Here is a 23194-nt window from a genome sequence, read left to right on the forward strand (position 1 = left end):
TTCATTACGGTTCCTCCCTCTGGGCCTCGCTGGAAACGGCGGGGCCTAATTCGTTTAGGGCGCGGAAACTGTCCATGCTGCAGGTTGTTGCAAAACCCATCGTCCGTTTAATCGCCGGCAAAGCGGACGCCTGCGTGATGACAAGAGCCAGTTCAGTCAACGCCATTTCGCCATAAACGTCGCAAATCGTTTGCCTTGCTGTCCCGTCATCGGTGCAATCGCGAATGACCGCATCGGTCAGTGCTATGATTGCGCTAATTGCTGCTGAGTTTGATTGACCCTTCATCACGCTGCGCATGAATTCTCGGGTCAGGCCCGATTGCAGTGCAAGGTTGATTTCAGCTTCGACGCAGGTGCCGCAATCGGCTGCCATTGCCGCACGCAAGCGCGCCGCGTGGTAAGCATCGGCGGGCAGGTGTTTCCGAACATCCAAGATTTTGAAGATACGGTTGTATCGTAGCAAAAGCGCAGTGTTCAGCCGCGCGATACGTCGAACATAGTCTAACCTAACTCCAAGCCGATTTTCGGCGGCAGCGATGAACCTGATCGAAATAGCAGATAGGAAAGACATTTAAAGTAAACCGTTTAGTTTGATTTTTATCCTAACTACGTTTTGCCTGACCAAAAGAAAAGGCCCCGCAGAATGCGAGGCCTCATATTGTCTCATAATGAGCTAATTATTTCAGGATCGATTTGCCTGCATATTCGGCAGTCGCGCCCAGCAGCTCTTCGATGCGGATCAGCTGGTTGTATTTTGCCAGACGGTCGGAACGGGACAGCGAACCGGTTTTGATCTGACCGCAGTTGGTTGCAACTGCCAGATCTGCGATGGTTGCGTCTTCGGTTTCGCCCGAACGGTGCGACATCACGTTGGTGTAACGTGCGCGGTGCGCCATATCGACAGCTTTCAGCGTTTCGGTCAGCGAACCGATCTGGTTCACTTTGACCAGCATCGAGTTTGCCACGCCTTGGTCGATACCGTCAGCCAGACGGGTAGGGTTGGTAACGAACAGGTCGTCGCCAACCAGCTGAACTTTGTCACCGATTTTGTCCGTCAGCAGTTTCCAGCCTTCCCAGTCGTCTTCGGACATGCCGTCTTCGATCGAGATGATCGGGTAATCCGCGCACAAGGCTGCCAGATAGTCAGCATTTTCAGCAGACGTCAGCGAAACGCCTTCGCCTTTCATTTCGTATTTACCGTCGACGTAGTATTCGGTCGATGCACAGTCCAACGCCAGATAGATGTCTTCGCCTGCTTTGTAGCCTGCTTTGTCGATCGCGGTCAGGATGAAATCCAGTGCCTTGCGGGTCGATTCCAGCGCAGGTGCGAAACCACCTTCGTCACCGATGCCGGTGTTGTAGCCTGCTGCGGACAGTTCTTTTTTCAGGGTGTGGAACACCTCGGAACCCATGCGGATCGCTTCTTTCACGTTCGCTGCCGAAACTGGCATGATCATGAATTCTTGGATGTCGATTGGGTTGTCTGCGTGTTCGCCGCCGTTGATGATGTTCATCATTGGAACAGGCAGAACGCGTGCCGATGTGCCGCCAACATAGCGGAACAGTGGCTGACCGGAGTAGTCTGCAGCTGCTTTGGCAACAGCCAGCGAAACGCCCAAGATTGCGTTTGCGCCCAAGCGGCCTTTGTTCGGGGTGCCGTCCAGTTCGATCATCGCGTTGTCGATTTCGACCTGTTCCAGCGCGTCGTAACCAACCAGAGCTTCGGCGATTTCACCGTTCACGGCTGCGACGGCTTCCAATACGCCTTTGCCTAGGTAACGGGATTTGTCACCGTCACGTTTTTCAACGGCTTCGTGTGCGCCGGTCGATGCGCCCGAAGGAACAGCCGCGCGGCCCATGGTGCCGTCTTCTAGGGTGACGTCCACCTCAACGGTTGGATTGCCGCGGCTATCCAGAATTTCACGTGCGTGGATGTCGATGATCGTGCTCATTGGACAATTCCTATTGTTAAAAAATATCGAGATTTTCGTGCGTTCTATAACGCGGCTTTTGACTATAGGGAAGCGTGCCGCGCGACGTATTGGCGATAGAACGTATAAATTCCCGATGTGATGATGATAATTATGCCCAAAATCAGCATTTTATTAATCTGATCCCATTCATCAAAAACGACCAAACCGACTATTAGCGCAAACACAATGCGGGTGTATCGGAACGGCGCAATCACAGCCATATCGCCCAAACGGGACGCCATGATCAGCAAATAATAGGCGCCTGTTCCGATGGCGGTCGCGCCTAACAGGAATGCCCATTGGGTCGAGGTTGGGACAATCGCCGGTGTGGATTGGACGGCCATAATGATCAAGCCCAGCGGAACGATCGTGAAAAATCCCCACGCCGCAATTTGCAATGAATGGATTTCGCCGTGCAGCGCGCGGGTTTGCACATCGCGTCCGGCCATGCCCAAAACACCGATGAACGCCAGCGCAAGGTAGGGATCAAAATTTTCGCCGCCTGGTTGGATGACCATCAACACGCCGATGAACCCGATCCCAATCGCGGTCCAGCGGCGCCAACCGACCTGTTGGCCCAGAAATATCGCGGCGCCCATGGTCACAAATAGGGGCAGGGCTTGCATCACAGCCGACGCCGACGACAGCGCGCCGCCCGTAAAGGCCAAAACATAGCAGCCCGTGCCGACAAATTCCCCAAGGTTGCGGATCATCACGCCGCGGTCGGTCAGTTTGCGGGTGACCAGCGGGATGCCTTTGCGCGCCATAAACGACCAATAGACCATACCGCCCATCAGGCCCAACACGGCCAGAACCTGACCCGTTGGCATTCCGAAATCTTTGGTCAGTTTGATGAACATATCCTCGATGGCAAAGCCTGCCATGGCGATCGACATGAGTATTGCGCCGCGCACGTTTTCCATCGGGGTCCTCCTTGGTAATTGGGACTCGGATACTGATAATTTTGATCAAAAGAAATGGTTTTTGATCAAATGGGTAAAATAAAACGGGCGGCCTGATGGACCGCCCGCGAATTTCTAAGATGTGGCGTCGATTACCCGACAGTCACCAGCGCGTGGCGTTTTTTGCCAGCCGACAGTTTGATCGGATCGGCAAAATCGGTTGCGGCAAACATGCGGCCCGCGTCGGTGCAGGTTTCGTCGTTCACCTTTAGCGCGCCGTCCGCGATCATGCGTTTGCCGTCTTTGCCGGATTTGGCCAGACCGGAACGCACAACCAACTGAGCCAGCGAAATGCCGTCGGCAACTTCGGATGCGTCCAGTGCTAGGGTTGGCAGGTCATCACCAACGCCGCCTTTTTCAAACACTTCGCGTGCGGTTTGTTCGGCGGCTTTGGCGGCGTCTTCGCCGTGCAGCATTGCGGTGACTTCGTTCGCCAGAATGATCTTGGCTTCGTTGATTTCGGATCCTTCCAACGCGCCGAGACGTTCGCATTCTTCTAGCGGCAGCATGGTGTATAGTTTCAGGAACTTGCCCGTATCCGCATCGGTGGTGTTGCGCCAGAACTGCCAGAATTCATATGGCGACAGCATTTCGCTGTTCAGCCAGATCGCGCCGCCCTGCGATTTGCCCATCTTTTTGCCGTCAGAGGTCGACAGCAGCGGTGTCGTCAGGCCGAAAATCTGGTTGTCCAGCACCCGGCGGGTCAGGTCGATACCGTTGACGATATTGCCCCACTGGTCCGATCCGCCCATCTGCAACAGGCATCCGTAACGGCGGTTCAGTTCCAAAAAGTCATATGCCTGAAGGATCATGTAGTTGAATTCCAGGAACGACAGCGATTGTTCGCGGTCCAAACGGGATTTCACCGATTCAAACGACAGCATGCGGTTGACGCTGAAATGGCGGCCGATATCGCGCAGGAATTCCAGATAGTTCAGACCATCCAGCCATTCGGCGTTGTTCAACATCACAGCCGCGTTGTCGCCCGATTTGTAATCTAGATAACGGTCAAACACGCGCTGCATGCCGCCGATGTTCACGGCGATCGCGTGGTCATCCAGTAGTGGGCGTTCATCGCTGCGGAATGATGGATCGCCAACCTTAGTTGTGCCGCCGCCCATCAAGGTGATCGGTTTGTGGCCGGTTTTTTGGAACCACTTTAGCAACATGATGTTCAGCAGGTGACCGACGTGCAGCGATTTCGCAGTCGCGTCATAGCCGATATATGCTGTGACCATCCCGTTGGCTAAAGCTTCGTCCAAGGTCTGATAATCGGTGCAGTCGGCCAGAAAGCCACGCTGCATGATTGTCGCCATGAATTCGGATTTGGGATGGTACGTCATCGTATTGTCCTTGGTTTTCAGATGCGACACTCTATAAGCGCCGAATTGGCAGAGGGAAAGCGGATGTTGAAACTTGGGCCTGTTCGGGCGCTTGGAACTATGTCGGGAACGTCACTGGATGGGGTAGATGCTGCGGTTTTGGTGACCGATGGCGAAAAAATCTATGAATTTGGTCCCAGTGATTTCAGGCCGTACACCTCTAACGAATCCGATGTTATCCGTGCAGCTTTGGGAAAATGGGATGGCGTTGATGACGCGGCAGAGGTGGTGGAAACCGCCCATGCGCAGATATTGGCGCAATTCGATCCCTGCGATTTGATCGGTTTCCATGGCCAAACCGTTGCCCACGATCCAGCAGGGCGCGGCACGCTGCAAATTGGCGATGGCGCGATTTTGGCCGAGGTGTTGAAAACGCCCGTCGCATGGGATTTTCGATCCGCCGATGTGCGGCTCGGCGGGCAGGGCGCGCCTCTTGCGCCGTTTTATCATTTCGCTTTGGCAAAATATCTGGGCGCGACGTCCCCCGTTATGTTCCTAAACCTAGGTGGGGTCGGCAATCTCACGTGGATCGATCCGACCAAATCCGATCCCGTTGATGACGGCGCCTTGGTCGCCTTTGACACAGGTCCGGCGAACGCGCCGATCAATGATTATATGCTGACCCATTTCGGTCAGGCCTATGACGAAAACGGAGCCGCTGCCCGCAAAGGAAATGTGGACGACGCGGTGTTGGGCAAATTTTTGTCCCACAGTTATTTTTACAAAATGCCGCCCAAATCGCTGGACCGCGATGATTTCGCGGTGCTGTCTGATTGGATTGCCCCGCTGGCCCCGCATGATGCCGTTGCGACCTTGACCGCATGCTGTGCCATGTCGGTGGTGCAGGCGATGGATCATTGCCCGTCGATGCCCGCTGCGGTCTATGTCACGGGTGGCGGCCGCAAAAACGGGACGCTGATGGACATGTTGGCCGCGGGTCTGGAATGTCCTGTCCTACCAGTCGAAGACGTCGGGCTAGACGGCGATATGTTAGAGGCGCAGGCCTTTGCCTATCTTGCCGTGCGCGTCGCACGGGGGTTGCCCACGTCCTGTCCCGCGACGACAGGCGTGCGTGCCGCAATCGGCGGTGGCACACTTAGCCGGCCCGTTGGGAATTAAATCCCACCTTTCAAGGGGTTGGTATTTAGGTTGTAGCGGAATGTAGCCGATCCTGATGCGCCCTATGCGGAAATTTGCCGATATGTGCGCACCACACATTTCTGTGAATTCACTTTTGAAAATCAATCCTATCTATGTCTCAACGACGGCCAAAACGGCCTGTTCGCTACACGACATATGAAAGGTTCGATTATGTTTAAGAAAGTTATCCTATCGGCTTCGGCCCTGACCGCAATCGTCGCAGCTCCTGCATTTGCAGGCGGCATGGCTCCTGTTGTTGCAGAGCCTGCACCAGCACCAGTAGCTGCTGTTCCGGCACCAGTATCCGCTGATTGGGGCGGTTTCTATGCAGGTGGTTCGCTGGGCTACGGTGAATTCACCGACGAAACAGCTGGCGACGACGTTGACGGCGCATCCTACGGCCTGTTCGCAGGTTACAACTATGATTTCGGCGACTACATCCTGGGTGCCGAAGCTGAAGTTGCCGGCTACGACATCGACGAAGTCGATGCGACCGCTGCGCTGAAACTGCGCGCTGGTTACGATGCAGGCGCATGGATGCCATACATCACCGCTGGTGTTGAACAAACCTATCTGGCTTCTGACGAGGATGATACCGGCTACGTCGTAGGTCTGGGTCTGGATTACCAGATGACCGACTCTGTCCGTCTGGGTGCGGAATACCTGTCGCACCAGTACGACGACTTTAACGACTCCGGTTCGGATCTGTCGGCTGACTCGCTGGCACTGCGCGCCGCGTTCACGTTCTAAGGGTTGTCCCCCAGACAAAGGCGCCCCCAACGCCTTTGTCACCCTGCCGACCCGCCAGATGTCCCTTCTGGCGGGTTTTTTCGTGGACAAACCTGATTGGATCGGCCACGGTGGCGGCATGAAGAGCCACGCAAACATCATTATTTGCATTATTACCTGCTGACATTTGTCCGCGGGCTGCTCTTTCACGTTTCATCCAGACACGTTTGTTGCTAAAGCCCGCGGGGCAATTCCGCACGCAAAAGGGACAGCTGATGACGACGATCAAACTGCATAACACCAAGACACGAGCGAAAGAGGTCTTTACCCCGATCGATCCGCAAAACGTGCGGATGTATGTCTGCGGCCCTACTGTTTATGATCGCGCCCATTTGGGCAACGCGCGTCCTGTGTTGGTTTTTGATATTCTGTACCGCCTTTTGCGCCATGTTTATGGTGAAAACGCAGTGACTTACGCGCGGAACTTCACCGACGTTGATGACAAAATCAACGCACGTGCGGCGGCAACGGGTCGCCCGATCCGCGATATCACCGATGAAACCATCGGCTGGTATCACGACGATATGGACGCGCTGGGGGCTTTGCGTCCGAACCATGAACCGCGCGCTACCGAATGGATCGGCGCGATGATCACCATGATCGAAGACCTGATCGCCAAAGGCCACGCCTACGCCAAAGAAGGCCACGTTCTGTTCCGCGTGCGGTCATATGAAAAATACGGCGCGCTGTCGGGCCGTTCGGTGGATGACATGATCGCTGGCGCCCGCGTCGAAGTCGCCCCGTTCAAAGAAGACCCAATGGATTTCGTCCTGTGGAAACCGTCGGACGACGAAACCCCAGGATGGGACAGCCCATGGGGCCGCGGCCGCCCAGGGTGGCACATTGAATGTTCGGCTATGTCCTATGAATTGTTCGGCGCATCCTTCGACATTCACGGGGGCGGCAACGATCTGCAATTCCCGCACCACGAAAACGAAATCGCCCAAAGCTGCTGCGCCCACCCCGAAGGCGACTTTGCGGGAACGTGGCTGCACAACGAAATGCTGCAGGTCGAAGGCAAAAAGATGTCCAAATCTCTGGGCAATTTTTTCACTGTTCGCGACCTGCTGGATCAGGGCATACCGGGCGAAGTCATCCGTTTGGTGATGTTGGGGACCCACTATGGCAAACCGATGGACTGGACTGAAAAGAAACGCGAAGAGGCCGAAGCCACTTTGCGGAACTGGCGCAATCTGACCGCCGAAGTAGAAGCGGGCGAGGTTGATGCGGAATTGGTATCGACCGTCGCGGATGACCTAAACACAGCGGGCGCAATTGCACGCCTGCATGTTTTGGCCAAAGGCGATTTGCCTACGTTCCTAGCCTCTGCGCAGTTCATGGGTTTCATAACGGACGAATTGGGCGAATGGGCGGCAGGCGTTGACCTGTCCGCATTTGCCGACAAACTGGCCGCCGTTCGCGCCGCCGCAATGGAAACCAAAGATTTTAGCGCCGTAGACGCGATGAAATCCGCGCTGATGGCTGCAGGCGTCGAAGTCCGCATGTCCAAAGCAGGCGTTGAATTGCTACCGGGCGCGGGCTTTGATCCTGCAAAACTAAAGGACCTGTGATGACCAAAGAACGTTTGTATCTCTACGATACCACTCTGCGCGATGGTCAGCAGACCCAAGGCGTGCAGTTTTCCACGGCGGAAAAACAGCGGATCGCTGTGGCGCTGGACGAACTAGGCATCGATTACATCGAAGGCGGCTGGCCCGGTGCGAACCCGACCGACAGCGATTTCTTTGACGCCGCGCCAAAGGTCCGCGCGACGATGACAGCGTTCGGCATGACCAAACGGGCAGGGCGTTCTGCGGCGAATGACGATGTGCTGGCGGCTGTGATGAACGCGGGTACCCCTGCGGTTTGTCTGGTCGGCAAATCCCATGATTTCCATGTGACCACCGCGCTAGGGATCACGCTGGACGAAAACATCGAAAACATCCGCGCCTCGATCGAACATATCGTGGCATCAGGTCGCGAAGCGCTGTTTGACGCCGAACATTTCTTTGACGGGTATAAATCGAACCCAGAGTTCACTCTGAACGCGATCCGCGCGGCCTATGACGCGGGCGCGCGGTGGATCGTTCTGTGCGACACCAACGGCGGCACGTTGCCGCAAGAGATCAAAGACATCATTGGCGCGGTTATCGCATCGGGCATCCCTGGGTCGCATCTGGGCATTCACACCCATGACGATACGGGCCACGCGGTTGCCAATTCGTTGGCCGCTGTTGATGCGGGCGTGCGCCAAATTCAGGGCACGCTGAACGGTTTGGGCGAACGCTGCGGCAACGCAAACCTGACCACGATCATCCCTACTTTGCTACTGAAAGAGCCGTATAAATCGGCCTATGACACGGGCATCCCTGCGGACAAACTGGACAGCATTCGCAAACTGTCTCGCCTGCTGGATGAAATCCTGAACCGCGTTCCTGCGAAACAAGCGCCTTATGTCGGGGCTTCGGCATTTGCGCATAAGGCAGGTCTGCACGCCAGCGCGATCCTAAAGGATCCCAGCACATACGAACACGTCGATCCTGCGCTGGTCGGCAACAGCCGTATCATTCCGATGTCCAATCAGGCGGGCCAATCAAACCTACGCCGACGTTTGGCTGATGCCGGTTTCGACGTTGATCCCAAAGATCCCGCTCTGCCGCGACTATTGGACGAAATCAAAGAACGCGAAGCGCGCGGCTATTCCTATGACACCGCGCAAGCATCTTTCGAACTGCTGGCCCGCGAAGTTCTATACACGCCGCGTCCGTTCTTTGACGTTGACCGCTATCGCGTGATCACCGAACGCCGCCGCAATGCCAAGGGCGAGGTGATTTCGGTATCCGAAGCCGTTGTTTCCGTCTGGATCGGCACGCAGCGCGTGACGTCGTTTTATGAAAACGACGGCGTCGATCAATTCGAAGACGCAGGCCCCGTGAACGCGCTGTCCAAAGCATTGGCCAAAGACCTAGGTCCGTATCAGTCGATCATCGAAGATATGGAACTGGTCGATTTCAAAGTCCGCATCACCAACGGCGGCACCGAGGCTGTGACCCGCGTCATCATCGACAGCGAAGACACCAATGGCCGCCGCTGGTCGACGGTGGGTGTGTCCGCGAACATCATCGATGCGTCCTTTGATGCGTTGATCGATGCGGTGAACTGGAAATTGGTTCAGGATGGGGCCGTCGCGGTATGACCGTAAACGCATGTGCAGAATTGGTGCGACTTGGCGATCCTGATCGGTTTTTGGCAGCGATGGCAGCAACGCCCGACCAGCGCCAACGATTGTTCCCGATCTATGCCTTTAACCTAGAGGTCGCAAAGGCACCGTGGATCACCAAAGAACCGATGATCGCCCAGATGCGCCTGCAATGGTGGCAGGACATCGTGCAAGAGGTGATCGACGGCAAAGACCCGCGCGCTCACGAGGTCGCAGGCCCGTTCGCCCAAGTGGTGAAACAGGCCGCATTGCCGCCGTCCGTTATTTCGACACTGATCAACGCGCGCTACTGGGACATCAACAACGACCTGTTCACAAACGAAGAGGACGTGATCGCCCATATCGACCGCGGCGCAGGCAGCTTGTCCGTTTTGGCGGCTTTGGCGTTGGGCGCTTCGCAGGATATGGAATCCGATCTGCGCGAAGCGGCGATTGCGTCTGGCATCGCGAACTGGTTTCTGGCCGTGCCCGCAATCACGGCAGCGGGGCGTAAACCCTTTGCCCATGAAACATTGGCCGAGGTGAAAAACCTAGCCGACTACGGTTTGCGTATGTTGGACAAACAGCGCCGCACTGATTTCGGCGCGGCCGTGGCAGCGCTGCGGGCAGGGTGGCGGGCCAAGGATGTGTTGAAACAGGCGATCCGTGACCCTCAGTCTGTGCCGGACGGACGTTTGGGCACATCGGAATTCCGCCGCAAATCGACCCTGATGATCAAATCTGCGGCGGGCCGTTGGTAAATTAGGCCTTTGGCCGTAGCGCCAGCCAGATCAGCGATCCGCCTGCTAGCGCAAGGAACGGCACCATCGCCATGTTGACTGCTGTCCAGCCGTCGATTGGCGAACCGCCCGAACAATTCATCAATCCACCAGAGGCAAGCGACGCCACGGTGACACCGCCAAAGACGATCAGATCGTTCAGGCCCTGCACGACACCGCGTTCATCCGCCGAATGGGATTTGGACAGCATGGCGGTCGCACCGATAAAGCCAAAGTTCCAGCCAATGCCCAGCAGGATCAGACCCGCATAAAAGCTGAACAGCGACGGAGCCGTTGCTTCGTCTGCGATGTGAACGCCGGCCAATGCCGCCACGCCCGCAAAGGCAAGGATCACAAGACCCAGAGCCATAATGCGTGTCACGCCAAATTTTGCGATCAAATGGCCTGTAAAGAACGACGGGATAAACATCGCCAATACGTGCGCTGTGACGATATCGTTTGAACTATCGGTCCCATATCCGCAGCCGACCACCGCCAGTGGGGTGGACGTCATAACAAGGTTCATCAACGCATAAGACACCATGCCGACAACGATCGCGACCAGAATAGGCGGGTCTGTCAGCATTTCTTTGCGGCTTCGCAGAACAGGTTTTATCGTGATCGGCTGACCTCGGGTTCCTGCGGGCAGGTCTAGGAACATGAACAGGAAAAGACCAAAGAAATTGATCGCGACAATGGTTAGATAGCTGCCAAGAAACGGAATAATCGGATTGATGTCGCCGACGACTTTGTTCAGCTGCGGCCCGACGATCGCAGAAATCAGACCACCCGCCATGACATAGGAAATCGCCTTGGGTTTGAAACCGTCCGATGCGGTGTCGGTGGCGGCAAAACGATAGAAACCTTGGGCCGACATATAGATGCCGGTGATGTAAGACCCTGCCAGAAACAGCAGGAAATTCCCGAAATACAGGCCGATTGCGGCGACCATCGCGCCGACCATCCCTGAAAATGCGCCCATCATAAATCCGAATTTCCGACCATTGCGCTGCATCAATGGCGATAGCCAAGGCGCAGTAGTCATCGATCCGAAAACGATCATGGAAATCGGCAGGGTTGCCCAACATGGATCAGGGGACAGCATTTGCCCAGCCAGTCCGCCGATGGCAAAAATCATCGGCATTTGCGCGCCCAAAATGGCCTGCGCTATGACCAGAACAACCACATTTCTGCGGGCGCGTGAATCGTCAACTATTTCAATCGTCATGAATATATGTCCTGAATGGGTACTGACGTTGTTGTTGGTTTGTATCCGTTGGTCAATCCGTTTGATTGGATAAATTAGGAAAATGGCATGATTGGTCGCATCATTGAAACCGACGCCTGCATCGCCGAAGGTATCGATTGGCTATCGGCCAATGTGCCTGAATTTGCACATGCCGCGCAGGCTTGTGGACCGGTGCCGCTGCGCCGCACAAAGGACGGGTTTGATCGGCTATTGTCAGCAATTGTCAGCCAGCAGGTCAGCGTTGCGTCCGCAAATGCGATTTGGGCGCGGGTTGAACAGGCAGGCATGACCGACCCGGCGGCTATTCGCGCTGCAACGGTCGATGAATTACGTGCGATCGGCCTAAGCCGTCAAAAGGCGACCTACGCCAAAGCGTTGGCAGAGGCCGAAATAGATTTCACCGCTTTGCGCGGGGCATCAACAAATGATGTCGTCAAAACGCTTGTCGCTGTGAAAGGGATCGGTGTTTGGACGGCCGAGATTTATGCGATGTTCGCCTTGGGGCGTGCGGATGTTTTTGCCCCCGGTGATCTGGCGCTACAGGAATCTGCAAAAATTTTGTTTCAGTTGGAAAATAGGCCGACCGAAAAACAACTGCGTGTGATGGCAAACGACTGGTCGCCATGGCGCGCTGTTGCAGCGCGGCTGCTGTGGGCCTACTACAGGGTGGCAAAAGATAGGGAAGGTATCAGATGACACGCGCATTACAGGCTAGCCGCCGCGAACCCGTATCCGGAGAGATGCGTTCGGCTGTGATTTTTTTACATGGCTACGGCGCCAATGGGGCGGATTTGCTGGGGATTGCCGATGTTTTGGGTGAACATATGCCGGACACCCTGTTTATCGCACCCGATGCGCCGGAAAATTGTGCGGGCGCCCCGATGGGATATCAGTGGTTTCCCATCCCATGGATTGACGGGTCCAGCGAAGAAGAATCGCGCGAAGGTCTGTATCGCGCCGCCGATGATCTGAACGCGTTTTTGGACGGCGTGATGGTCGACGAAGATCTGTTGCCGGAACAGGTTATTCTGTTCGGGTTTTCCCAAGGCACGATGATGTCGCTGCATGTGGCTCCGCGCCGCGAAGACCCTGTTGCCGGTATCGTGGCATTTTCGGGCCGTTTGCTGGAACCCGAATTGCTAGAGGACGAAGCCCAATCCAAACCGCCTGTTTTGCTGGTGCACGGTGACGCGGATGACGTCGTACCCGTTCAGTCTTTGCCCCAAGCCGCAGAAACCCTGCAGAATGCAGGATGGAAAGAGGTTTTCGCCCATATCATGAAAGGCACAGGGCACGGGATCGACAATGACGGTCTGTCTGTTGCGCTGGCATTCATGCGGGATCGGCTGGGTTACTAGGCAAACTGCCTGAAAAACGGTCACTCTACTGTTACAACGCGCCCCTATGTAGTCATGGTATTTCAACGATATTGTGAGGCTTGATTGGTTTGCCGCACGATATATAGTTGTAACTATGCTGGGGCGGGTTGCTCTCGCTCTGGTACCGAAAAGGTAGACAGAGCAGGGGAGTTTTACTGCGATGGACGGCGATTTTAGGACGAACTTTGTACGTGATCCAGCAGGGCTGCGGAAAAATCCCGCGCTGGTGCTGAACGCGGATTATCGTCCGCTTTCATATTATCCGTTGTCCCTATGGCCATGGCAAGAAGCGATAAAAGCAGCCTGGTTAGATCGTGTCGATATTATCGCCACCTACGATGACGTTGTCCGAAGCCCTTCGATGGAGCTGAAAATACCGTCGGTCGTCGTCCTGAAAGACTATGTTAAACCTCAAAAGCGCGTGGCCTTCACGCGCTTTAATGTTTTTTTACGGGACGCTTTTGAATGTCAGTATTGCGGTGGCAAAGGTGATTTGACGTTCGACCACGTTGTGCCCCGCGCGCACGGCGGCATCACGTCGTGGGAAAATATTGTTGCGGCCTGCAGCCCATGTAACCTGCGCAAAGGGTCCAAACTGCTTAAACAATCAGGTTTAACGCTGTCAAAACCGCCACGGCGCCCAACAGCCGAAGAATTGCGTAATTATGGGCGTAAATTCCGCCCTAATCACTTGCACCATACGTGGTTAGACTATCTGTATTGGGATGCAGAGCTAGAAGCATAAGGTTAGACGCGTCTCATTTTGTTTCACTCGCGCTAGACTTCCCGTTGGGGAAGATGTAATAGGTTCGCGCGTTAGCGCTAACGAACATTAGGCAGTAGGCGGAGACAAAAATGGTATCTCGCGTAATTCCGGTCGATCCATTCGATTTGGTGATTTTTGGTGGCACGGGCGATTTGGCTCGTCGTAAAATCCTACCGGGTCTGTTCCGCCGGTATCTGTCAGGTCAGATGACTCCTGAATCGCGCATCATCGGCGCGGCACGTTCCGAAATGGATGATGCGGGTTTCCGCGAATTGGTAGGTGATGCCATTCAGGAATTTGGCGGCGCGGAAAAATCCGAAAAGGCCGCGATCGCAGAGTTCCTAGAAAAACTGTCCTATGTCGCCATCGACGCCAAAGGCGAAGGCGGCTGGAAAGAGCTAGCCGACAAAATGCGCGACGACGTTGTGCGCGCGTTCTATTTTTCGGTCGCGCCATCGCTGTTCGGTGATCTGGCCGAACGCCTGCATGCACATAAGATTGCAAACAGCGAAAGCCGTATTGTCGTTGAAAAACCATTCGGCCGCGATCTGGAAACCGCCAAAGCGTTGAACGCAACGCTGGCGGGGTATTTCGACGAAACGCAGATTTACCGCATCGACCACTATCTGGGCAAAGAAACTGTTCAGAACCTGATGGCCGTACGTTTTGGCAACGTGCTGTTCGAACCGCTGTGGAACAACCACTACGTTGATCACATCCAGATCACCGTTGCCGAAACCGTCGGCGTTGGTGGTCGCGGCGCCTATTACGATAAATCGGGCGCGATGCGCGACATGGTGCAAAACCACCTGATGCAGCTGTTGTGTCTGATCGCAATGGAACCGCCCAGCAAATTCGAAGCGGACGAAGTGCGCAACGAAAAGCTAAAGGTGATCCGCGCCCTGCAACCTGTTGATTCGCATCACATTGTGCGCGGTCAGTATGATAAGGATGGCGATAGCCCGTCCTATCGTGATGACGCAGAAAACCCGCGTTCTTTCACCGAAAGCTTTGTCGCGATGCGCTGCCATATCAACAACTGGCGTTGGGCTGGCGTGCCGTTCTATCTGCGCACCGGCAAAAAGATGAAAGCCCGCGCATCCGAAATCGCCGTGGTGTTCAAAGATCTGGGTCATTCGATTTTCGAAGGTGATGAGGCCCGCCACCGCAACATTCTGGCGATCCGTCTACAGCCGAACGAAGGTATCGATCTGCAGGTGACGATCAAAGAACCTGGCCCGGGCGGTATGCGCCTGATCGACGTGCCTTTGGATATGACATTCTCTGAAGCGTTGGGCGAAGAGGCGGACGACGTGACCGACGCATATGAACGTCTGATCATGGACGTGATCCGCGGGAACCAGACCTTGTTCATGCGCGGCGACGAAGTCGAAGCCGCGTGGGAATGGACCGATCCGATCATCGAAGGCTGGATCAAACGGAATGATGTTCCCAAATGGTACGATCAGGGGTCTTCGGGCCCTGATGATGCATTGATGTTGATGCACCGCGACGGACGTCGTTGGCGCGATATCAAAGGCTAAGGAAAGACAATGGAACTAATCGAATACGCTGACGCGGAAATGATGATGATCGACCTTGCGAATATGATCGCAGGGGAATTGCGCGAAAGCCTACAATCGGACGAATACGCAACCTTGGCCGTGCCGGGCGGCACCACTCCGGGTCCGATTTTTGATCAGCTGTGCGCGGTTGATCTGGATTGGGCGCGCGTCAACGTTATGCTGACCGACGAACGCTGGGTTCCCGAAGATTCCGACCGGTCCAACACCCGTTTGTTGAAACAGCGTTTGCTGGTCGATCGCGCGGCGGCAGCGAATTACCTGCCGCTATACGCAGATGGCGGAACCGCCGAAGAAAAACTGCCCGAACTGTCGGCACATATCGCGCCCAAACTGCCGATTTCCGTCTGTCTGCTGGGCATGGGCGCGGACATGCACACCGCGTCTATTTTCCCAGGTGCGGATCGTTTGAACGACGCGCTGCACGGCACGGATATTTTGTACCCCATGCGGGCCCCCGGTGCGCCAGAGCCGCGCATCACACTGTCGGCTCATGTACTGCGCGGCGCGATCCGCCGTCATATTGTGATCAAAGGTGCGGACAAACGCGAGGCGCTGGAAAAAGCGCGTCACCTGTCCGCAGACGAGGCACCCGTTGCCGCAATTCTATCGGGCGCAACTGTTCACTGGGCCGAAAGCTAATGACCATTTTTGACGATCTGAAATCCTATTATGCGACGGTCAAAGACCGCCGTATCGAAGACATGCTGGACCTGCGCCGCGCTGATGATTTTTCGGCGCAAGCGGGCGAGCTGCTGTTTGATTATTCGAAAACCAATATTGATACCGACGCGCGCAAAATGCTGTTTGATCTGTTGGATCAGACCAAAGTTGCCGAACGCCGCGATGCAATGTTCTCGGGCGCAAAAATCAACGAAACCGAAGGCCGCGCCGTGCTGCATACAGCGCTGCGTAACCTAGACGGCGGCTCGGTCGAGGTGGACGGCGAGGATGTCATCCCCGAGGTTCGCCAGACGCTGGACCGTATGGCCGATTTCGCGACTGCGATCCGTTCGGGCGAATTCACAGGGCAGGGTGGCAAGATCACCGATGTGATCAACATCGGCATCGGCGGGTCTGATCTGGGCCCCGCGATGGCCTATGTTGCGCTGGCGCCTTATGTGGATGGCCCGCGCTGTCATTTCGTGTCCAACGTCGATCCTGCCGATATTTCACAGGTCTTGCGTCAGTGCGATCCTGAAACCACGCTGGTCATCGTCGCGTCGAAAACATTCACGACCATCGAAACCATGACCAACGCCCGCACCGCCAAAGCATGGATGAGCGAGGCCGTCACCGAACCTGCGGGCCAGTTTGCGGCGCTATCGACCGCAATGGATAAAACCGCTGCCTTTGGTATTCCAGCCGCACGCGTTTTCGGGTTCGAAGACTGGGTCGGCGGCCGTTATTCGATGTGGGGTCCGATTGGCCTGTCACTGATGATTGCGATCGGCCCTGATGCATTCCGCGCGTTTTTGCGCGGTGGTCAGGCGATGGACACCCATTTCCGCGCTGCAAAATGGGAAGAAAACTTGCCTGCGCTGTTGGCTTTGGTCGGGATTTGGCACAATCAGGTGTGTGGTCACGCGACCCGCGCGGTTTTGCCATACGACAACAATCTGGCCCGTTTGCCCGCGTACCTTCAGCAGTTGGAAATGGAAAGCAACGGCAAAGGCGTCAGTATGGACGGCGCGGACCTGCCGTTTGACAGCGGCCCTGTCGTTTGGGGCGAACCCGGCACCAACGGCCAGCACGCGTTTTACCAGCTGATCCACCAAGGCACGCGCGTGATCCCTTGTGAATTCCTAGTTGCTGCCGAAGGTCACGACGCGGACCTGCACCACCAGCATCAATTGTTGGTCGCCAACTGTCTGGCCCAATCCGAGGCCCTGATGAAAGGCCGTACGCTGGATGAGGCGCGCGCGATCATCGCCGGCAAATTCGAAGGCGACGAACTGGAACGTCAGGCCGCGCACCGCGTGTTCAAAGGCAACCGCCCGTCGGTCACCATCGCCTATCCAAAGCTTGATCCGTTCATGTTGGGCCAGATCGTGGCGCTGTATGAACACCGCGTATTCGTCGAAGGCGTGGTTTTGGGTATCAATTCCTATGACCAATGGGGCGTAGAGTTGGGCAAAGAATTGGCCACAGCGCTGCAGCCGATCGTCGAAGGCACCCAAGGGGCCGAAGACAAAGACGGATCAACCGCCAAGCTGGTCAAATTCCTGAAAACCCGCGGGCTATAATCATAAAAAATGGCCGCCGCAGATAATCTGCGACGGCCACGTCGTTCACCGTGAGTGGCGATTATTTTGGCAACAGAACGCTGTCGATCACGTGGATCACGCCGTTCGACTGGTTCACATCGGCAATGGTTACCAGTGCTGCGTTACCGGATTCATCATAGATATATACGTTGCCCGATGGGGATAGTTGCGCCGATAGCGCGTCACCGGATACGGCATTGAAATGGTAGAAACCGTCGCTGGATGCCTGAACTGCCGAAACGATGTCTGCGGCCGACCAGTTACCTGCGACCACGTGTGCGGTCAGGATTTTGGTTAGCATGTCTTTGTTTTCCGGCTGCAGCAGGGTTTCTACGGTGCCTGCTGGTAGCGCGTCAAAGGCTGCGTTCACTGGGGCGAACACGGTGAATGGGCCTTCGGACTGTAGGGTTTCAACCAGACCAGCGGCCTGTACTGCTGCGACCAGTGTGGTGTGATCGGCCGAGTTCACCGCGTTTTCTACGATGTTCTTGTCAGCGAACATTGGGGCGCCGCCGACCATTGGGTTATCGGTCATGGCGTGCGATTCAGCGAATACTGCACCTGTACCCAGTGCCAGTGCGATGATCGATGCTGCGAATGTCTTTTTCATGGAACTCTCTCCGTTAGGTTATGCCAAGGTATACGGAGGCAATGGCGCATCGGATGCAGTCGGATCAGTCACGCGTGCGTGTTATTTCTGTAATATAACAATCTGTTAATCTGGGAAAATAATGTGATCCAGTCGCCGCCGTCTGACGTAGGCCGCTATCTGGATAGATCCGAAACCGTGGGTCGACGGTGACGCTGGGGCAAAAACAGCGTCACCAATTGTATTACCCGCGGCGGCGACGGCGTCCGCCCGCTTGGCCTTGGGTGTTGAACGACGGGGTCGGCAACGTCACCACTTGCGTCAAATGCGGGAATGGGTCGGTTGCATGTGGGATCGCGTTGGCGTTGACGAAATGCTCTTGGAACTTGGGTTCAATCGCGGTTTCGACTTTGGTTATTTTGCGCACCGTGGTTTCGATCTGTTTACGGGCCGATTTCGAACACAGCGCGATCCGCGCGCCCGTGCCCGCCGCGTTCCCTGCGCTGGTCACTTTGCCCAATGGCGCATCAGGGATCATGCCCAAAATCAGCGCGTGTTTGACGCTGATATGCGCGCCAAAGGCACCCGCCAGAACGATGCGGTCAACGGTATCGACGCCTTTTTCATCCATCAACAGGCGCGCGCCCGCATAGAGCGCGGATTTCGCCAATTGGATCGCACGAATGTCGCCTTGGGTAACGGTGATGCGTGGGCCGCCATTGGCGGTGTCGTCGTGGATGACATAGACGTTGGTGCGGCCTTCGGCCTCGCAGCGGGGGGTGCCGGTTTGTTCGGCGTTACCGATCAAGCCCGTTGGGTCCAGTAGGCCAGCGGTGCGCATTTCGGCGACGGCTTCGATAATGCCCGACCCGCAGATGCCTGTGACGCCCGTTTGCGCGGTCAGGGCTGCGAAATCGGGATGGTCCGACCATTCGTCACAGCCGATGACGCGGAAACGCGGTTCTTTTGTGACAGGATCTATTTCGATCCGTTCGATGGCTCCTGGGGCGGCACGTTGGCCGCTGCTGATTTGCGCGCCTTCGAATGCGGGGCCGGTGGGCGACGAACAGGCCAGAACGCCCGTTTTATCGCCCAGTAGGATTTCCGCATTGGTGCCAACGTCCACGATCAGAACCAGATCGTCGGACTGGTCGGGCTGTTCGGATAGCGCGACCGCCGCGCAATCCGCGCCCACGTGGCCCGCGATACACGGCAGGATATAAACCCGCGCGTTTTCGTTCATGTTTGTCAGGTTCAGGTCTGCCGCGCCCAGCGATAGGCTGTCGCCCGTGGCCAAAGCAAACGGCGCTTGGCCCAGTTCGACCGGATCGATGCCCAGTAGCAGGTGGTGCATCACAGGGTTACAGACAAACACCGTTTCCATGATGCGGTCTGTTGGGATGTCAGCCTCGGTCGCGATTTCGCGGGCCAGATCGCTGATCGCATCGTGCACTGCGGCTGTCATTTCCTGATCGCCGCCTTTGTTCATCATGGCATAGGAAACGCGGCTCATGAGGTCTTCGCCGAAACGGATTTGCGGGTTCATCAGACCGGACGAGGCGATGACGTCGCCCGTTTTCAAATCGCACAGATGGGCGGCGACGGTGGTTGATCCCAGATCAATCGCCAGACCATAAATGGGACGTTCATCAAATCCGGGCGCGATATCCAGAATACGGGCAGGGGCGCCAGTATGATCCTGATACAGCGTGACGGTTACGCCCCACCCACCTTTGCGCAAGGCCGGTTGCAGTTTGCGCAGGATCGGCAGGTCCACCATGACGCGGTCCATGCCCAATTCGGTGCGCAGCGCGTCCTGCAGCCGTTCGAAATCGCCCGATGGATCGTGCATGTCAGGTTCGGCGACTTTGACGTAATGAACCGACGTTGCGGGATCCATGACGATATCACGCTGGGCTGCGCTTTTGCGGATGACCTGACGGTGGACTTGGCTTTCTGCGGGGACGTCGATCACAACATCGGATTGGATTGTGGCCTGACACCCCAGACGGCGACCCGGTTTCAGCCCGCGTTTTTCGTCGTAGCGATTTTCGACCGCGTTTTTCGGGCTGATCGCATCGTCGGCCACGGTGACGCCGTGTTTGGCAAATTCACCATAGGATGGCGTGATCTGGCATTTCGAACAAATGCCGCGACCGCCGCAAACGGAATCCAGATCGACGCCCAATTTGCGGGCAGCCGTTAAAACTGGGGTGCCAACAGGGAAATGCCCGCGTTTGCCAGAAGGGGTAAAGATCACCAAAGGATCGGTCGTCATGGGGTATTCTCGCGCTTTTTGGATCAGTTTATAGAACGCCGTGATCGCCGTCATTGGGCGATGAACGTCATGTTAGTGTTCGGATACGTCATTGCAGCGTCAGATCACACGGGTTTGTTGGATTTTTTTGGACTTAGGGCTTTCCCATTGGGGATATCCATGTAATAGCGAAGCGCCAAACGAAGCCATTCCATGGAGCGCATTATGGAGATTCGCGAGGCCCTCACCTTTGACGACGTACTACTGGTCCCTGCGGCCTCTTCGGTGCTGCCGGCGACTGCCGACACCCGTACGCATGTGACCCGTGGAATCAAGATGAACATCCCCTTGCTGTCGTCCGCGATGGACACGGTGACGGAATCGCGCATGGCGATTGCGATGGCGCAGGCGGGCGGTATCGGCGTGATCCACAAAAACCTGAGCGTCGAAGAACAAGCACGCGAAGTGCGCCGCGTAAAACGGTTTGAATCGGGTATCGTTTACAACCCTGTGACCCTGCGCGTTGATCAAACGCTGGCGGACGCAAAGGCGCTGGTTGAACGCTATAACTTTACCGGTTTCCCTGTGGTCGATGAAAACGGTCTGGTTGTTGGTATCCTGACCAACCGCGACATGCGTTTTGCGAACAGCGACGACATGCCGGTGCGCGAAATGATGACATCGAACGATCTGGCGATGCTGGCCGAACCTGCCGATCTGGAAGAAGCCAAAAGCCTGATGCGCGCGCGCCGTATCGAAAAACTGCTGGTCCATGATGGCAAAGGCAAACTGACGGGTCTGCTGACGCTGAAAGACACCGAAAAAGCTGTTTTGAACCCGACCGCGTGCAAGGACGAATTGGGCCGTCTGCGCGTGGCTGCGGCAACATCCGTTGGCGAAGCTGGCTATGAACGGTCGCTGCAACTGATCGACGCGGGCGTTGACATCATCGTCGTCGACACAGCGCACGGCCATTCGCAGGGCGTTTTGGATGCTGTGAAACGCATCAAAGCCGAAAGCGACGTTCAGATCATCGCGGGCAACGTGGCGACTGGCGACGCGACCAAAGCGTTGATCGACGCAGGCGCTGACGCCGTAAAGGTCGGCATCGGCCCTGGTTCGATCTGTACCACCCGTATGGTGGCGGGCGTTGGTGTGCCTCAGCTGACCGCGATCAATGATTGTGCGACTGCTGCGGGTGATACCCCTGTGATCGCTGACGGCGGCATCAAATTCTCGGGCGATTTTGCCAAAGCGATCGCCGCTGGCGCATCTTGCGCAATGGTCGGTTCGATGATCGCAGGCACCGATGAATCCCCGGGCGAGGTTGTCCTGTACCAAGGTCGTTCGTTCAAATCCTACCGCGGCATGGGCAGCCTAGGCGCAATGGCGCGTGGTTCGGCGGATCGTTATTTCCAAAAAGACGCCGCAAACGACAAATTGGTGCCAGAAGGTATCGAAGGTCAGGTGCCGTACAAAGGCCCAGTTGCCACCGTTCTGCACCAGATGGTTGGCGGTCTGCGCGCTGCGATGGGTTACACCGGTAATGCAACCGTGGCTGAAATGAACAAAGGCTGTTCCTTTGTCAAAATCACGGGCGCAGGTCTGAAAGAAAGCCATGTGCATGACGTTCAGATCACCCGTGAATCGCCGAACTATCGGATCGGCTAAGTGACACCAGCGGCGCGGGTTGCTGCGGCGATTGCCGTCCTTGACCAGATCCAAAACGGACAACCAGCCGAGGCTGCGCTACTTGCGTGGTCTCGATCGTCGCGTTTTGCAGGGTCCAAAGACCGCGCCGCGGTGCGCGACCATGTGTTCGACGTGTTGCGCACCATGCGCAGTTCGGCTGCGATGGGCGGCGGCGACACGGGCCGCGCGTTGATGATCGGCAATTTGCGCACTGCTGGCGCTGATTTAACGACCGTTTTCACTGGCGAAGGCCACGCGCCCGCGACGTTGACCAGCGAAGAAACGGATCACACGGCAGAGTTAACCGACCAAGAACGCTGCGATTGGCCTGACTGGCTATGGCAGCCTTTGGTTGATGTATTCGGCGATGACGCAGCTGCCGTTGCCATGGCGCAGCGGGACCGCGCAAATGTATTTATCCGCACCAACACGAAACGGATTTCCCGCGATCGTCTGATTGGTGACCTGCGCGATTTTGAAATTGACGCGGAACCTGTCGAAGGTTCGACGACTGCGCTGCGTATCTTGTCCAACCCGCGCCGATTGCAACAATCGCCCGCGTGGGAGGATGGCCTGTTTGATATGCAGGACGCGTCGAGCCAGATTGCGATTGAACGTCTGCCGATATCGGACGGGGCGAAAGTATTGGATTACTGCGCTGGCGGCGGCGGCAAATCACTCGGGATGGCAGATCGCGGCGCGACCGTCACCGCGCATGATGGCGACCCCGCACGGATGAAAGACATCGCGCCGCGTGCAAAACGGGCAGGGGTGCGCATCGCCGTTGCCTCGGATATTGCCAAAGGTGCATCTTTTGATGGCGTTCTATGCGACGCGCCTTGTAGCGGCAGCGGAACTTGGCGCCGGACGCCTGATGCAAAATGGAAATTCACGCCGGCTCGGCTGGCTGCGCTGAATGAAATCCAGCTGTCTATTCTGAATACCGCACAGAAATACGTCTCTGGCGATGGTTGGTTGGCCTATGCAACCTGTTCAGTCATCGAATCCGAAAATCGCGGTATCGTCGACCAGTTCATGTCGCAGAACCCAGAATGGACGGTCGTTGATGAATTGCGCCGCCGTCCAACAGCGGATGGGGACGGTTTTTATCAGGCCATATTGCGTCGCACTTAACCCAAGGTTGAGCGGGCGAAATTTTCTCATATAGTGGGTTAACGTATTAAGGTT

At 56.2% G+C, this 23194-nt stretch carries 20 protein-coding genes; 13 read left to right on the top strand and 7 right to left on the bottom strand.

The genetic code is table 11. The features are described from left to right. Positions 1-4 precede the first annotated feature (4 nt). The 4 genes from ACXAGA_RS13680 to tyrS form a co-directional block, all read right to left on the bottom strand. The gene (locus ACXAGA_RS13680) at positions 5-571 is read right to left on the bottom strand and encodes a hypothetical protein (protein ID WP_475118035.1); all 567 of its coding nucleotides are present in this window, start codon (positions 569-571) and stop codon (positions 5-7) included. Positions 572-677: 106 nt separating this feature from the next. Then, positions 678-1952, bottom strand: a complete 1275-nt coding sequence (gene eno / locus ACXAGA_RS13685; RefSeq protein ID WP_475118036.1) for a phosphopyruvate hydratase — start codon at positions 1950-1952, stop codon at positions 678-680. Positions 1953-2014: 62 nt separating this feature from the next. Continuing rightward, positions 2015-2896 carry a DMT family transporter gene (locus tag ACXAGA_RS13690; protein ID WP_475118037.1) on the bottom strand — a complete coding sequence of 294 codons (882 nt, stop codon included), beginning with the start codon at positions 2894-2896 and terminating at the stop codon, positions 2015-2017. 131 nt (positions 2897-3027) lie between these two features. After that, entirely contained in the window at positions 3028-4278 is a 1251-nt protein-coding gene (gene tyrS, locus ACXAGA_RS13695) for a tyrosine--tRNA ligase (RefSeq protein ID WP_475118038.1), read from the bottom strand. A gap of 63 nt (positions 4279-4341) precedes the next feature. Here tyrS and ACXAGA_RS13700 point away from each other — a divergent pair, with 63 nt between their 5' ends. The 5 genes from ACXAGA_RS13700 to ACXAGA_RS13720 all read left to right on the top strand — a co-directional run bounded on the left by ACXAGA_RS13700 (position 4342) and on the right by ACXAGA_RS13720 (position 10206). Beyond that, positions 4342-5436: an anhydro-N-acetylmuramic acid kinase gene (locus tag ACXAGA_RS13700; RefSeq protein ID WP_475118039.1), complete on the top strand. Its 1095-nt coding sequence runs from the start codon at positions 4342-4344 to the stop codon at positions 5434-5436. Positions 5437-5628: 192 nt separating this feature from the next. Next, complete coding sequence (locus ACXAGA_RS13705) at positions 5629-6207, top strand: outer membrane protein (RefSeq protein WP_475118040.1); 579 nt, start codon at positions 5629-5631, stop codon at positions 6205-6207. Between the two features lie 254 nt (positions 6208-6461). After that, positions 6462-7817, top strand: coding sequence for a cysteine--tRNA ligase (gene cysS, locus ACXAGA_RS13710; RefSeq protein WP_475118041.1), 1356 nt, complete (start codon positions 6462-6464; stop codon positions 7815-7817). After that, a complete protein-coding gene (cimA, locus tag ACXAGA_RS13715; protein WP_475118042.1) occupies positions 7817-9442 on the top strand; it encodes a citramalate synthase in 1626 nt (541 codons plus the stop codon). The genes cysS and cimA overlap by 1 nt, the downstream gene beginning before the upstream one ends. Then, entirely contained in the window at positions 9439-10206 is a 768-nt protein-coding gene (locus ACXAGA_RS13720) for a squalene/phytoene synthase family protein (protein WP_475118043.1), read from the top strand. Before cimA ends, ACXAGA_RS13720 begins: the two co-directional genes overlap by 4 nt. Before the next feature lies 1 nt (position 10207). On the opposite strand, the gene ACXAGA_RS13725 is transcribed toward ACXAGA_RS13720, so the two are convergent. Then, positions 10208-11452, bottom strand: a complete 1245-nt coding sequence (locus ACXAGA_RS13725; RefSeq protein ID WP_475118044.1) for an MFS transporter — start codon at positions 11450-11452, stop codon at positions 10208-10210. An 87-nt stretch (positions 11453-11539) separates the two neighbouring features. On the opposite strand from ACXAGA_RS13725, the gene ACXAGA_RS13730 reads away from it, so the two are divergent. The 6 genes from ACXAGA_RS13730 (at position 11540) to pgi (ending at position 17447) form a co-directional block, all read left to right on the top strand. Continuing rightward, the gene (locus tag ACXAGA_RS13730) at positions 11540-12169 is read left to right on the top strand and encodes a DNA-3-methyladenine glycosylase family protein (RefSeq protein WP_475118045.1); all 630 of its coding nucleotides are present in this window, start codon (positions 11540-11542) and stop codon (positions 12167-12169) included. Continuing rightward, complete coding sequence (locus ACXAGA_RS13735) at positions 12166-12831, top strand: alpha/beta hydrolase (RefSeq protein ID WP_475118046.1); 666 nt, start codon at positions 12166-12168, stop codon at positions 12829-12831. The genes ACXAGA_RS13730 and ACXAGA_RS13735 overlap by 4 nt, the downstream gene beginning before the upstream one ends. 181 nt (positions 12832-13012) lie before the next feature. Then, a complete protein-coding gene (locus ACXAGA_RS13740; protein WP_475118047.1) occupies positions 13013-13597 on the top strand; it encodes an HNH endonuclease in 585 nt (194 codons plus the stop codon). A gap of 110 nt (positions 13598-13707) precedes the next feature. Beyond that, the gene (gene zwf / locus ACXAGA_RS13745; RefSeq protein ID WP_475118048.1) at positions 13708-15162 is read left to right on the top strand and encodes a glucose-6-phosphate dehydrogenase; all 1455 of its coding nucleotides are present in this window, start codon (positions 13708-13710) and stop codon (positions 15160-15162) included. Between the two features lie 9 nt (positions 15163-15171). Beyond that, a complete protein-coding gene (gene pgl, locus ACXAGA_RS13750) occupies positions 15172-15843 on the top strand; it encodes a 6-phosphogluconolactonase (RefSeq protein WP_475118049.1) in 672 nt (223 codons plus the stop codon). Continuing rightward, complete coding sequence (pgi, locus tag ACXAGA_RS13755) at positions 15843-17447, top strand: glucose-6-phosphate isomerase (RefSeq protein ID WP_475118050.1); 1605 nt, start codon at positions 15843-15845, stop codon at positions 17445-17447. Before pgl ends, pgi begins: the two co-directional genes overlap by 1 nt. Positions 17448-17508: 61 nt before the next feature. On the opposite strand, the gene ACXAGA_RS13760 is transcribed toward pgi, so the two are convergent. Both ACXAGA_RS13760 and ACXAGA_RS13765 read right to left on the bottom strand, forming a co-directional pair. Then, entirely contained in the window at positions 17509-18078 is a 570-nt protein-coding gene (locus ACXAGA_RS13760; protein ID WP_475118051.1) for a fasciclin domain-containing protein, read from the bottom strand. Positions 18079-18301: 223 nt separating this feature from the next. Beyond that, complete coding sequence (locus tag ACXAGA_RS13765; RefSeq protein WP_475118126.1) at positions 18302-20335, bottom strand: ASKHA domain-containing protein; 2034 nt, start codon at positions 20333-20335, stop codon at positions 18302-18304. Between the two features lie 204 nt (positions 20336-20539). Here ACXAGA_RS13765 and guaB point away from each other — a divergent pair, with 204 nt between their 5' ends. Further along, the gene (gene guaB, locus ACXAGA_RS13770) at positions 20540-21985 is read left to right on the top strand and encodes an IMP dehydrogenase (RefSeq protein WP_475118052.1); all 1446 of its coding nucleotides are present in this window, start codon (positions 20540-20542) and stop codon (positions 21983-21985) included. Further along, positions 21986-23140, top strand: coding sequence for an RsmB/NOP family class I SAM-dependent RNA methyltransferase (locus ACXAGA_RS13775; RefSeq protein ID WP_475118053.1), 1155 nt, complete (start codon positions 21986-21988; stop codon positions 23138-23140). It begins immediately after the preceding gene. Positions 23141-23194 lie beyond the last annotated feature (54 nt).

The sequence above is a fragment of the Marivivens sp. ABH4_498 genome (genome assembly GCF_056160585.1).